Annotated in this window: 6 protein-coding genes; 4 read left to right on the forward strand and 2 right to left on the reverse strand. The window is 64.8% G+C overall.

All coding sequences use genetic code 11. The annotated features are described in order from the left end of the window. Positions 1 to 2: 2 nt before the first annotated feature. The 4 genes from QZY44_RS10385 to QZY44_RS10400 all read left to right on the forward strand — a co-directional run bounded on the left by QZY44_RS10385 (position 3) and on the right by QZY44_RS10400 (position 9,949). Complete coding sequence (locus tag QZY44_RS10385) at positions 3 to 3,113, forward strand: transporter substrate-binding domain-containing protein (RefSeq protein WP_295445860.1); 3,111 nt, start codon at positions 3 to 5, stop codon at positions 3,111 to 3,113. Further along, the gene (locus QZY44_RS10390; RefSeq protein WP_295445862.1) at positions 3,113 to 4,921 is read left to right on the forward strand and encodes a diguanylate cyclase; all 1,809 of its coding nucleotides are present in this window, start codon (positions 3,113 to 3,115) and stop codon (positions 4,919 to 4,921) included. Before QZY44_RS10385 ends, QZY44_RS10390 begins: the two co-directional genes overlap by 1 nt. Further along, on the forward strand, positions 4,918 to 6,423 hold the full coding sequence (locus QZY44_RS10395) for a hypothetical protein (protein WP_295445864.1): 1,506 nt from the start codon (positions 4,918 to 4,920) through the stop codon (positions 6,421 to 6,423). The genes QZY44_RS10390 and QZY44_RS10395 overlap by 4 nt, the downstream gene beginning before the upstream one ends. A gap of 466 nt (positions 6,424 to 6,889) precedes the next feature. Then, positions 6,890 to 9,949, forward strand: coding sequence for a PAS domain S-box protein (locus tag QZY44_RS10400; RefSeq protein ID WP_295445866.1), 3,060 nt, complete (start codon positions 6,890 to 6,892; stop codon positions 9,947 to 9,949). A gap of 301 nt (positions 9,950 to 10,250) precedes the next feature. Here the strand turns inward: QZY44_RS10400 and QZY44_RS10405 are convergent, their stop codons facing one another. Beyond that, positions 10,251 to 12,464, reverse strand: a complete 2,214-nt coding sequence (locus QZY44_RS10405; protein ID WP_295445868.1) for a pyridoxal-dependent decarboxylase — start codon at positions 12,462 to 12,464, stop codon at positions 10,251 to 10,253. Positions 12,465 to 12,475: 11 nt separating this feature from the next. Further along, a complete protein-coding gene (locus QZY44_RS10410; RefSeq protein WP_295445870.1) occupies positions 12,476 to 12,871 on the reverse strand; it encodes a LysR substrate-binding domain-containing protein in 396 nt (131 codons plus the stop codon). Between the last annotated feature and the right edge of the window lie 96 nt (positions 12,872 to 12,967).

A 12,967-nucleotide genomic window follows, 5' to 3' on the forward strand; every position in this document is an offset into this window, starting at 1 on the left:
TGGTGCCGATCTGCGCACAGGCCCAAGAGCGTGTGCTGCGTGTCATCGGTGACGAGAACTACCCGCCCTATCTTTTTCTCGACGCGGGCGGCAAGGAGGAGGGTTTTCTCGTCGATGTGTGGAAGCTCTGGGAGCGCAAGACGGGTATCAAGGTCGAGTTGAAGGCGACCAAGTGGGACGAGGCGCAGCGCATCCTGTTGCGCGGCGACGCCGACGTCATCGAGAACATGTTCGAGACCCCACAGCGTGCACCGCTCTACGACTTTTCCAAGCCGTACGCTGACCTGCCGGTCGACATCTATCGGGATGTGTCGATCGGCGGCCTCGCCAGCCTGGCCTCACTGCGCGGCTTTCAAATCGGGGTGATGGAGGGCGACGCCTGCATTGAGCAGCTGAAAAACAGCGGCATCGACACCCTGGTCTACTACGGCAACTACACGCAGCTGATCCAGGCGGCCAAGGCGCAGGACATCAAGGTCTTCTGCCTCGACCAGTACCCGGCCAACTTCTACCTGTACCAGCAGGGGGCGTACCGCCAATTCGTGAAGGCGTTCGAGCTCTACCGGGGCCAGTTTCACCGCGCCGTGCGCAAGGGGAACAGCGCCACGCTGCAACTGGTCGAGCAGGGCATGGCGGCGATTTCCGACACGGAGATGGACGCGCTGCACCGCAAATGGTTGAGTGAGCCGACCGATTATGGGCGCTACGTGCAGTATGCATTCGAGGCGGTCGCGGTGCTGGCGTTGGCGCTGGCGCTGCTCGGGGGCTGGGCCTTCTCGCTGCGCCGCGCCGTGGCCGCGCGCACGGCCGAGCGCACCCAGGCCGAGCAGGCGCTGATCGAGCGCGAGCAGCGCTTCCGCCGCCTGTTCGAGGACACCAAAGAGGCCATCACGCTGGTCGAGGACGGGCGCTTCGTCGATGCCAATCGAGCGGCCCTCGACATGCTGCGGATGGACCATCTCGACCGCTTTCGCGGGCTGCGCCCGGCGGACATCTCCCCGGAGTGTCAGCCCGACGGGCAGTTGAGTGCGGTCAAGGAGCAGGAGGTGATCCGCGTCGCCTTCGCGGCGGGTTCCCACCAGTTCGAGTGGGAGCACGTTCGGGCGGACCGCGAGCACTTTTTCGCCGAAGTGCTGCTGACGCCGATGAGCTTCGGCGAGCGCAAGCTGCTGCACGTGGTCTGGCGCGACATCACCGAGAAGAAACGCGCGCAGGCCGAGCTCGACCGCTATCGTCAGGAGCTCGAATTACTCGTCGCGCAGCGCACCTCGGCCCTGCGGGCGAGTAACCAGCAACTGGCGCAGACGCAGTTTGCAATGGAGCGGGCGGGCATCGGCATCGGCTGGAACGATGCGCAGACAGGACAATTTATTTACGCAAATGATGAGATTTGCCGCCAGCTCGGCTATACGCGTGAGGAACTGCTGCGGCTGCGGGTAGCCGATATCAACCGGGACCTTCTGCCGCACGCCCTGCGGCAGCTCGCCACCGAGCTGCGGGCCAGCGGGGGGAGTGCGCGTATTGAGACCCTGTACCAGCGCAAGGACGGGTCATCCTATCCGGTGGCGGTCACTGTCTATCTGCACCACGCCGCCGGACAGGAGTGGTTCATCGCCTTTTTTGAAGACATCACCGCGCGTAAGGCGGCAGAGGATGAGCTGGTCATCGCCAAGGAGGCCGCGGAGGCGGCCAACCGGGCGAAGAGTGCGTTTCTGGCCAACATGAGCCACGAGATCCGCACGCCGATGAACGCCATCCTCGGGCTCACCTATCTATTGCAGCGCGAGATCGTCGCGCCCAAACCGCGCGAGTGGTTGGCCAAGGTCGAGAGCGCCGCCCAGCACCTTTTGAGTCTACTCAACGGCATCCTCGACCTCTCCAAGATCGAGGCCGGTCGCCTGGTCCTGGAGCGGGTGGATTTCTCCCCGGGGCAGGTCCTCGACCAGGCCGCGGCCTTGCTGCGGGAGCGCGCGGCGCAGATGGGTTTGACCTTGGTCGTCGACATCGACCCCGCCGTTCCCCCTCACCTGCGTGGCGACCCGTTGCGCCTGAGCCAAATGGTGACCAATTACATCACCAACGCCATCAAGTTCTCCGAGCACGGCGAGGTGTGCATGCGCGCCCAGGTTTTGGACGACGGCCCCGCGGGCGTGCTGCTGCGTATCGAGGTCAGGGATCGGGGGATTGGCATCGCCCCGCAGGACCAGGCACGGCTCTTCCAGCCCTTCGTCCAAGCGGACAGCTCCACGACCCGTCGGTACGGCGGCACCGGGCTCGGGCTCGGCATCGTCAAACGCCTGGCCGCCCTGATGGGAGGCGAGGTCGGCGTGATCAGCGCCCCGGGGGAGGGCAGCACCTTCTGGCTAACCGCGCGTTTGGAGCACGCGCGGGCCTCGGGGGAGCCGGCCCCGAGCAAAGGCGCGAGCGCGCCCACGCAGAGCGCCGAGCAGGTGCTCGCCGGTCGTTATCGTGGCGTACGCCTGCTGCTCGCGGAGGATGAGCCGATCAACCAGGTCGTCACGCGGGAACTGCTGGGCACGCTCGGGCTGGTCGTCGACCTGGCGGAGAATGGCCGGGAGGCGGTGGAACGGATCGCCAGCACGTCTTACGCGCTGGTGTTGATGGACATGCAGATGCCGCTCATGGACGGGCTCGACGCCACCCGCGCCATCCGCGCCCTGCCCGGCAAGGCGTTGCTGCCAATACTGGCCATGACCGCCAACGCCTTCGCCGAGGACCACGAGCGTTGCCTGGAGGCGGGCATGAACGATTTCATCACCAAGCCGGTGGAGCCCGAGCAGCTCTGCGCCACCCTGCTGCGTTGGCTGCCGCCGTCCGTCGGGGAGTCGTCCTGCGCGCCCAGCGAGCCTCCACCGGCCCTGGGGCAGGAGGCCGACCTGGTCGAGGCGCTGGACCGCCTGGAGCGGCTTTTGGCCGATGACGACCTCGAGGTCCTGGACCTCTGGCAGACGCTTGCGCCGCGGCTCGCGCCGGCCCTGGGTGCCGCCGCGGCGCCGCTGGCCAGGCAGATCGCCGACTACGAACTGCATCGCGCCCTGCTGACCTTAAGAGCCGCGCGCGAGGGGAAGTTTGGAATTGCTGAGCGTCGGTAATGTTTGACCCATTCCGATCAATCACATGTCATGGGGCCACCGCACCTCTCCCGGTTGCCCATCGGCGTCATACCGGCGGGCTGTTGGTCACCTTCCTGCTGCTCACGCTCGTCTTGCTGTTGCCAGCCGCCTGGGCAGTCACCGTGGCAATCGATGGCGAGGACCGCGTGGTGCTGGGACCACACTACCAGATCCTGGAGGACCCGAGCGCAGACATGGATTTGGACGCAGTGAGGCAATCCGGTCGGTTTACGGCTGCCGACCTGGGTACTGACCCGAACCTTGGGTATACCGCGTCGGCCTGGTGGGTCACGGTCGCGCTTTACTCGGCGCAGGGCGGGCGCCGGATGCTGGAACTCCCATTTCCGTTCCTCGACGATGTTCGCGTCTATCTGGTCGAGCCGGCTGGCGGCACGCTGCTTGAACGCTTCTCGGCAGGCGATCTGCGCCCCTTCGCCGAGCGCCCCTATCCGCACTACAACTTCGTGTTTCCGCTGCAGCTGCCCGCCGGGACGCGGGTGGACCTCTACCTGCGGGTGCGCACGCAAGGCAGCACCACCATCGGCAGCGCGGTGTGGCAACCCGCGGCTTTCCAGCTTGCCAGCGACAATGCTAACCTCTTGCTTGGGATCTACTTCGGGATCATGGTGGCGCTCTTCGCGTATAACGGACTGCTCTATCTGGCGCTGCGCGATCCAGCCTACCTTTGGTATGTCTTGTTCGTCAGCTCGATGACGCTCGCGCAAGGCGCCTGGACCGGCCTGTTTTTCGCCTATCTCTGGCCGAATTGGCCGGCGTGGGGCAATCTGGCCGCGGTGGTCGGCTTCGACCTTGCCGGATTCTTCGGCGCCCTCTTCTCGCGGACCTTTCTCGACACCCGCCAGTTCGCGCCCTGGACCGATCGCATGCTACTCGTCTCGGCGGTCGTCTTCGCCATCCTGGCGATTGGTGCACCTTGGTGGCCATACCAATTCCACGCGATGGTCACCTCGGTCACCGGTATGGTGTTTCCGCTGATTGCAGTCACCGCAGGTTTCCAGGGATTGCGGCGCGGCGGGGTTTCAGCGCGGTTCTTCCTGCTCGCCTGGACGATCCTGCTGGTGGGCACGGTCCTGCTCGGGGCACGTAACCTCGGACTGGTGCCGACCAACTTCCTGACCCGTTATGCGATGCAGATGGGCAGCGCATTGGAGATGCTCTTGTTGTCCTTTGCGCTCGCCGCGCGCATCACCGATCTGCGGCGCCAGCGGGAACAGTTCAAGCTACAGGCGCACCAGGATCCCCTGACCGGATTGGCCAATCGCAGCATGCTGGAACTGGAGCTCTCCGCCACCATTGGCCGCATTGACAGAGGCCAAGGGGCGCTTGCGGTACTGTTCATCGATCTGGACGGTTTCAAACTGGTCAACGACCTCCACGGTCACGCGACTGGGGACGTGCTGCTGAAGGTTATCGGCCAGCGACTCAAGCAGGGCAGTCGCGTCGGCGATACCGTGGCGCGGTTCGGTGGAGACGAGTTTGTGGTCGTGCTGGAGGGGCTCCAGGATCTCTCGCACGTCATGCGGGTCGCAGAGAAGCTCATCGCTGAGGTCTCCAAACCTGCAATCATCGGCGACTTGCAGCTGCAAGTGGGTGCCAGCATCGGCGCCGCCGTCTACCCGGCTGATGGCGCTGAGCCCCTATCCCTCATCGCGAGTGCCGATCACGTGATGTATGAGGCGAAGCGCAGCGGGCGTGGTCGAGTCGCAGCGGCAACAGGCCTGGCGGCTGCCCTGCGCACGGTGGCATCGAGCGGGGGGCACTCTTGAGAGATTGGCAGAGGAAGGCACGCGTCCTCCAGCTCATGCTGGTGATGGCACTGGGCGGGCACGCCATCCAATCCGCCGAACCGGTGAAGGCTGCGCCCGGTGAGGACGTGCCCTGGAGCCTGCAAACCTTCCTGCGGCGGGTCCCGCCACTCGTGCATGATCCTGCCGGGCGGCTGCCGCTCATTACTTGGGAACCGTTCCGCCTGACACCGGACGACACCTCGTTTGATGAGGGTAACCCCTTGTCGGATGAGATGTATCGGGAGATTGGAAAGCGCGGCTTCACCCAGCGGATACCGCTCAACGAGAAGTACATTCCGATGGCCCTGGCGCTGCAAGAGGCGGGGCTGCCGGTCGTCGTCATGGAGGGGGCGGGGGGCAACGGACCGCGCTCGGCGGAAGCATCCGAACACCAACTGCCGGAAGGCTATCGGTTCGAACCCGGCGAGCACCGCTACTATCACCCCATGCTGATCGATGGTTGGCAGAAACGGGCCGACGCATTGCGTTCCACGCTGCGCAAGTTCAAGGATTCCGGGGTGAAGGTAACGGCCGCCTGGCTCGACTGGGAAGAGGAACCCAGGGTCGACGAGGATCGCTGGCGACAGGCCGCGGCCTGTATCAGGTGCCGCGCCCTGTTTCCCCCTGGGACCCTCGATTCACTCGCGACCTACAGCGATTTCATCTATCAGCTCAGGCGGCAGGTTCTGTCGGCCTATCTGGCGGCCCCGATCCGTGAAATTTATCCCGATTGTTCAATTACCAACTGGGCGCTGAGCTATTCCGCGAGCGATCGACCAACCCGTTCGGTATGGGGCGATAAACGCTATCCGGCCGGTGACATAGGGCTGTTTACGGCCACCAACCCGGTTGCCTACGGCAATACGATCTACTTCCTCTACCACTGGAAGAGGCAATGGCAATGGCCGCTGGATGTTGCCCATATGGACCGGCTCTATACCGAGATCATGCTCGGCAACGTTTCCGATAACGCGGCCAATCAACAACGTCTGGCGCCCTGGAGTCAGACTGTCCCCTGGGTGGCGCGCTATTGCCCCGATTGGGATGATAACGGTGTCGTCCCGATACTGTCGCGGGAGCGGTATCGCGAGATACTCCGGCATCTCTGGTTGCGGGGCGCCGACGCGATGCAGGTATTTAATCCGCTGCGTGCCAACCACCCGGTCATCGCCACCGAGGAGGTCGAGGATGTGGCGGCGGTATATGATGAGGTCCTCAACTACCGCGAATTCCTGGAGAAGGGGTGGATTTTGAATACGGAGCCACCACAGGCCCAGGGGGAGGGTGCCATCTGGTCGGGGTTGCGGCTGGAAAGACGGGCACTGATCAGGGCCTTCACTCAAGGCGTGGAGCCCGTGTCATTCCTGATCAAGCCCTGGGACAATGGCCCGCCAGTGGTACTGGTTGCGCCCCCAGGCGGGCGCACCTGGCTGATCTCATACGAGCCGGGCACTATGATGATCAGCGAAGAGAAACCATAGCGGCGCCCCGTCATTCCGGCGGGCAAGCCGGAATCCAGATCCGGGACGGCAACCGCTCAGCCGTAGCGCAGTCCACGGACGCCCTGCGCCGCTGCTGGTGGTCGGGCTGCTGGGGTGTCGAGGGGCGCTGTGGGGCGGGGATTTGCGGGTGCGGGCCGCGGGCCGCCGTCGGGAGCCGACCATTGGTCTGGAAGATGGCGGCTGACATGGATTGGACCCAATTGCCGCCAGCAGTATAGTGGCGCTGGCCGGCACAGGTCGGCCTTCCGCGGTCTGGTTGGGGTAAACTCGTCGGGTTCCGGTCCACGGAACCGCTCGGGGGCTGCTCTTCACGGCCAATTCAACCCCTTCAACCAATTGATATTAAAAGCGGCTTCAGGCGAGACACCGGCCATCGCCCACACTCGGTGCGAAGCTCGCTGACTGCCGTCCCATAGCCACCTTGCGGAAATGGAGACTCGGCACGATGTCCGGTATAAACCACTCCTGCGCTCCCGACGATTGCGTGACGGCAAGCAGGCTCGCCGCCCCCCTCTTGGAGGACGGCCAGGGGCTGCGATCCCGGTTGGAGTTGACGTTGGACGCTGCCGGCATCGGTGTGTGGCAGTACGACCACACCACCGATTGCGGTGCCTGGAGCCCCGGGCTGCGCGCCCTCTTGGGCTATGGTGCGGCGCAGGTCCCACAGACCTTCGCCGCCTGGCTCGACCTGATCCACCCGGATGATCTGCCGGGCCTGCAAGTACGCATCGCGGCGGCGCTGGCGCCCGACAACCCGCTCTATGAGGCGCAGTATCGCCTGCGCGCGGCGGACGGCCGCTGGGCCTGGGTCGAGGCTCGGGGTCGGATCGTGCAGCGGGATGCGGCGGGTCGGCCCCAGCTGAGCCTGGGCACCATGGTCGATATTTCGGAGAGGAAGCATGCCGAGCTGCTACTGCAAACCCAGCACGAATTTTCCGGGATTCTGGCCGCGGGGCCGGATCGCCAGACACTGCTTGAGGCCATCCTCGATTGCGCACTGCGCCTGCCGGAGCTGGACGGCGGCGGGCTCTACTGGCGCGAGCCGGACGGCGGTTATCGACTGGCGGTTCAACGGGGCCTCTCCGACGCCTTTTTCGCCGAGGTGGGGCATCTGGCCGCTGACTCGCCCCGGGCGGAGCTCATCCGCCAAGGCCGGCTGCAATGCAGCTGTGACGGCGATCAGGACCATTGCACCGATGCTTCCCTGGTGCGGGAACCCGCCTTGGTCCATGAAGGCGTGCGCTCGCTCGTCGTCCTGCCCATCCAGGTCAATGGTGCGCCCGTCGCCTGTCTGAACCTGGCGAGCAAACAGGTCGGGCAGGTCGGGCGCCTGACGGTCAATGCACTGGAAACCCTCGCCCGCCAATTCGCACAGGGATTGGAGCGCTTGGCGGTCGAGTTGGAGGCGGCCGATCAGCGGCAAAACCTGGCGGGGCTGTTCGACACCATCGCCGACTATCTCGTGGTGCTCGACCTGGAAGGCCGGATCCTGCACTACAACCCGGCGGTCGCCAATGGGTTGGGCTACGGTGACACCTTACTTGGTCAACCGGTCGCGGTCCTGCACCCCCCCGAGACGCGGGCGGAGGCGCAGCGCGTGGTGGCCGAGATGATTAACGGAACCCGCCAGAGCTGCCCGTTGCCCTTGCTCAAGGCCGACGGCGGACGCGTCCTGGTGGAGACGCGCGTCACCATGGGCCGCTGGAATGGCGGGCCCGCCATCATCGGCATCTCGCGCGACATCACCGACGCGCAGGCGATGCAGGAAGCGCTGCGGGCGCGCGAAGAGATTCACAGCGCCATCTTCAGCCAGGCGGGCGATGGGATCGCGCTGGTGGATGCGCAAACGCTGCGCTTCGTCGAGGTCAATGACGCGGGCTGCCGGCTGTTGGGCTATAGTCGTGAAGAGATGCTCCGGCTGTCCGTGCCGCAGCTGCGCGTCGATCCGGATGAAGCCGGTCTGCGCGAGCGGGTGGCGCAGGTGCAAGCGGGACCGCACGCGCGCTTCGAGAACCAGTACCGGCGCAAGGACGGTGCCTTACTCGATCTTCAGATAGACGCACAAAGCGTCTACCTGCACGGCCGCGACTACCTGGTGGCGGTCTGGCGTGATATCTGCGACCGTAACGCCCAACAACGCGCCCTGGAGGAACGCGAGGGCCTGTTGGAGGCCATTTTCAACCAGGTCAGCGTCGCCATCGGGTTGGTGGATGTGCAGTCACAGGCCTTCGTCCGGTTCAATCGCGCCGAGCACGAGTTGCTCGGTTACAGCGAGACGGAATTCGCCCGGTTGCGGTTGCCGGATATCCAGGCGTTGCCGGCCGAGGTCTTCGCGGGGGTCTTTCAGGAAACGCAGGCGAAGCTGCGCAAGACGAGCACCTTGCGCTTGGATATGCAGCATCGGCGGCGCGATGGTCAGCAGATCGACTGCGAACTTGCCCTGCGCATGATTGAGTTGCGGGGCCGGGAACAGATCCTCTCGGTCTGGAGCGACGTCACCGAGCAAAAGCGGGCCGAAAAGCAACGGCGCGAGATTATGCAATTCCTGCGGGAGAGCCAGTCCATCGCCCGCGTGGGCGGGTGGAAGGCCAATCCGGTGACCCGCATGTTGTTCTGGACCGAGGAGGTTTACCGTCTGGTGGAGCATCCACTGGAGCGTCCGCCCGCCACACTGGAAGAAGGGTTGCGGTATTACGCGCCGGAGTTCTTGCCTTTGATCCGTCGGCACCTCCTGGAAACCTGGGAATCCGGCACTCCCTTCACCATCGAATGCGCGTTGATCGCTGCTTCGGGGCGGCGCTTCTGGGCGGAGTTGCGCTGCATTGGCCGGGTGGAGTACGACGGTGAGGCGTATCTGACCGGGACCTTACAGGACATCACCGAGCGCCGGGCGGCCGAGGAGGAACTGCGCCGCACGAAGGAGCGCCTGGAGGCCATGATCAGTGCCCTGCCCGACCTGATGTTTCGGGTCGATCGGGAAGGCCGCTTTGTCGACTACAACGCGCCGACGATCGATCAGCTGTATGTCCCCCCTTCCGCATTCCTCGGCAAGAAGGTCTCGGAGGTCTTACCGGAGGATGCCGCGCGCATCGTCACGGCCGCCCTGGACGAGGCGGCAACGCTCGGCAGTTACTGCGGGGCCACCTATTGCCTGCCGCTGCCGCAGGGCCCGCACTGGTTCGAGCTGTCGATCGCCGCGATGGGTGCGCCGGCGCGGCCGGGCAACGAGTTCATCGTGCTGGCCCGCGACATCACCGAACGCAAGCGCGACGCGCTCGAGCTGGAACTGGCCCGCGCGAGCGCTGAGGCCGCCAATGCTGCCAAGAGCGAGCTCTTGGCCCACATGCGCCATGACATCCGCACCCCGATGAATGGCATCATCGGCCTGGCTGAGCTCACCTTGCAGCAAACCCTGCCGCCCAAGGCGCGGGAGTGCCTGGAGCAGCTCCACCGGTCCGCGACCACCCTGCTGGGGATTCTCAAAGACATTCCGACCAGTCCTTGACCTTGCTGCGGCTGAGTGTCGGTCATGTTTGTCATAGATCGCAGGGCCTTGATGGTCATCCCGGCCGCTGACCTCGGGGCGCTCAGCGCCAGACACCGGCGTGACACCGCCGCCGAGCTTGTGAAAGTATTCGCCAGCCGCCCGGGAAAGGAACGTTTCTTGTCGTTGTCGTTGTCGTTGTCGGATTCGTAGTCGAGTTCTTCGTTTACGACAACGACAACGGGGGCTTGGCTCGGGACGGCACACACGTCACGAATACTTTCACAGTCTCCGCCGCGGTGTCCCGAGCGGCGGGGCAGGCCTAAGTGACGGCCTGTCTGGCCTGCCGCAGCAGCGTCGGCAGGCCCTCCAGAAAGAGTTCCATATAATTCTTTTCCCCCCGCGCCGGCTCCAGTGTAAACAGATTCATCAGGGTGGTGCGGAAGACGACCACTTCGCTGTCGAAGCCTGATTCGCCGGCGGCCAGGCGTTGCTTGCGCTCGGCTGGCGGGACGAAGTAGCGGCCTTGCACGCCCATTTCGTCCTGCAGATAGGCACGCAGCGCCACCGGGTTGTAGGTGTCATAGCCGAATTCGGTGTGTGAGACGATGAACTGCCGGGTCTGGACCGGGCTGGCGGGGTCGATCGAGAGGCTTTGATAGAGTGCCAGGCTGAAGCGGTTCATCAGGTCCAGGCGGTCGTTGCCTGCGATGTTAAAGGTGTAATTGAGTATATTGGTATCGGGCAGGGTGAGTGGTCGCAGGATGAACTCGTTGGCGAGTGAGTGGCCGAATCGTGCCAGCGCGTCATGGAAGGTCCGGGTGATGCGCAGGGTCTGGCCCAGGAGTCGGCCATAGCCGTCCTCGTTGAGTGGTACCACCCGGTGTGACAGATAGACCGAGGCCGCGGCGGCGCCCGGTTTGGAGCCCTCCAGGATGTACTTGCCGATGTAGACCTCGCCGGGCTGCCGCTGGGTGCGCCCGCCCAAGGCATAGGCGGCCTCTTGCGCCACCAGGTCTTTGACCCGGCCGTCGCGAAAGACGATGGCACCGGCGGGGTAGGGGACATAACCCAGTTTGTGCGGATCGATGGTTGCCGAGTCGACCTGCTGCAAGGCCGTAAAGCTCTGATAGACGTCCGCGGGCGGCCAGCCGGCATATTCGTCTTGCATGACCGGTAGGGGGCGCAGTTCGCCGTTTTTCGCCCGGAAACAACTCGCGATATAACCGCCGTAGGCCGCATCGCAGTGCAGACAGAAGGTCAGGCCGCGGCCGGCGAATTCGTCGCGCAGGGCCACCAGCTCGTGCATGGGGTCGACGGCCCCTTCTTCGGTGGTGCCGACCACGCCGACCACGGCAATGACCGGTTGCCGTGCGGCCAGGGCCTGCTCCAATTGTTGGCGCAGCCGCGCCACGTCCATACGGTAATGGGCGTCGATGGGGATCGCCATCACCTGGCGGGCGCCCACGCCGATCGCACCGGGTCCCTTGACCCAGGAATAGTGCATGGTCTGCGGGGCACACAGGATCGCCGGTTGCAGGGTGTCATTGCCGGTCAGGCGGGAGAAGAAACTGTGATCGCCCAGCGACAGGATGTCATGGCGTTTGAGCGCTTCAGTGACCTCAGTCACCGCGTCATCGGGTGTCAGTTCCGGGTGCTGGACGGCATAGCTGCGCAGCAGCCGGTCTTTCAGATCGAGTGCCGCTGTGGGGGTGAGGTTGACCAATTCCCAGGCGTTCAGTTCTGCGAGTGGCCGGTCGCCGGTGCCCACCGTGAGGTCGTTGACCTGTAGGTCCAGGGCGGCCTGGTGCACCGCGATGGGTAGAAACTTGAGCGCCTTGGCGACCCAGATCGATTCGATGTTGGCCAGGGTGCCGCCGGAGGTGATGTGTCCCCAGGTGCCGGCCAGCGCCTGCGGCGTGTGGCCGAACCCGAGCATCCTGGCCAACGACCGGCCCACCTCCAGTTCCAACAGGGTGGTGATCGGTGAGGCCTCCCAGGACACGTTATTCGGGTCATAGAGCATGGTGGCGAAATAGCCGACCAAGGCGGGCAGTGAGACGTCGCCGGTCATGTGGCCCAGGTAGCGGGGCGAATAGAATGGGATGTCGGCCTTCAGCTCGCCCAGCAGGGTGAAGAGCTCACGCCTGAAATTGTCGATGAAGGTCAGATAACCAGCGTCGCGTTGTTCCTCCGGGGTGATGGCCAGGCGATCCTCCGGGTGGAAATTGCGCCGCCAGAACACATAGTCGCGGAACACCTCCACCAGCAATGACTCGACGAGCGGGGCATTCTCCGCCTTGGGTCCCAGAAAGACCCCATTGAGATTCAGTGGCGGGGTCTCCCAGGGCGCCGCGAGCGAGTCCGCCAGTCCGCCCGCGGGCGTTACTCCGGCTTGCGGGTAGCCAGCGGCTAGCGCGGCGGCGACCTCGGCAATGGTCAGATTGGGAAACAGCCGCTGCTGTAGCGCCAGGGCGGCGACGGCGGCCGTCCCGCCTTTCAGCCATTGGCGGCGGGTCAGGTGAGTGCTGCTCATGGCGGGTTCTCCTAATGCGGTTCAGATCGCAAATTCGCTCCCCCACCGGCTAGTGCCCGGGCGATCACCTGGCGGCTCAGGTGGGGGGCGAACAACGCGATGAAGGCGTAGACATCGCCGCGCAGCCAGGCGTTGCGGCGCAGGTCGACGCGGGTGAGGCTGGAGTCGAACAGGTGGGCGGCGTCCACCATCCCCAGCGCGCGGTCGCCCTGCGCATCATAGGCCATCCGCGCGACGATCCCTATGCCTAAGCCCATGCCCACATAGGTCTTGATGACGTCCGCGTCCAGCACGGTCAGGACCACGCGCGGCGTGAGGTCGTGGCTGCGGAAGGCGCGGTTGATCTGGCCGCGCCCGGTGAAGGCGAAGTCGTAGGTGACGATGTAGCGCAACTGCTGTAGGTTCATCGTTGTTTTGCTTCGCGTCTTGGCGTAAGTCACGGTCTGGTCTCGGTGGGATCCGTCGGGCGGTCGAGCCGCCCCGGCACTCGGGGGCTTAATAAG

It is taken from the genome of uncultured Thiodictyon sp. (assembly GCA_903837595.1).
In the GTDB taxonomy this organism is placed as follows: domain Bacteria; phylum Pseudomonadota; class Gammaproteobacteria; order Chromatiales; family Chromatiaceae; genus Thiodictyon.

Excerpts from the sequence above, each read along its gene's own strand:
- QZY44_RS10400 (WP_295445866.1), top strand. The coding sequence starts at position 6,890 with ATGTCCGGTATAAACCACTCCTGCGCTCCCGACGATTGCGTGACGGCA.
- QZY44_RS10390 (WP_295445862.1), top strand. The coding sequence starts at position 3,113 with ATGTTTGACCCATTCCGATCAATCACATGTCATGGGGCCACCGCACCT.
- QZY44_RS10410 (WP_295445870.1), bottom strand. The coding sequence starts at position 12,871 with ATGAACCTACAGCAGTTGCGCTACATCGTCACCTACGACTTCGCCTTC.
- QZY44_RS10405 (WP_295445868.1), bottom strand. The coding sequence starts at position 12,464 with ATGAGCAGCACTCACCTGACCCGCCGCCAATGGCTGAAAGGCGGGACG.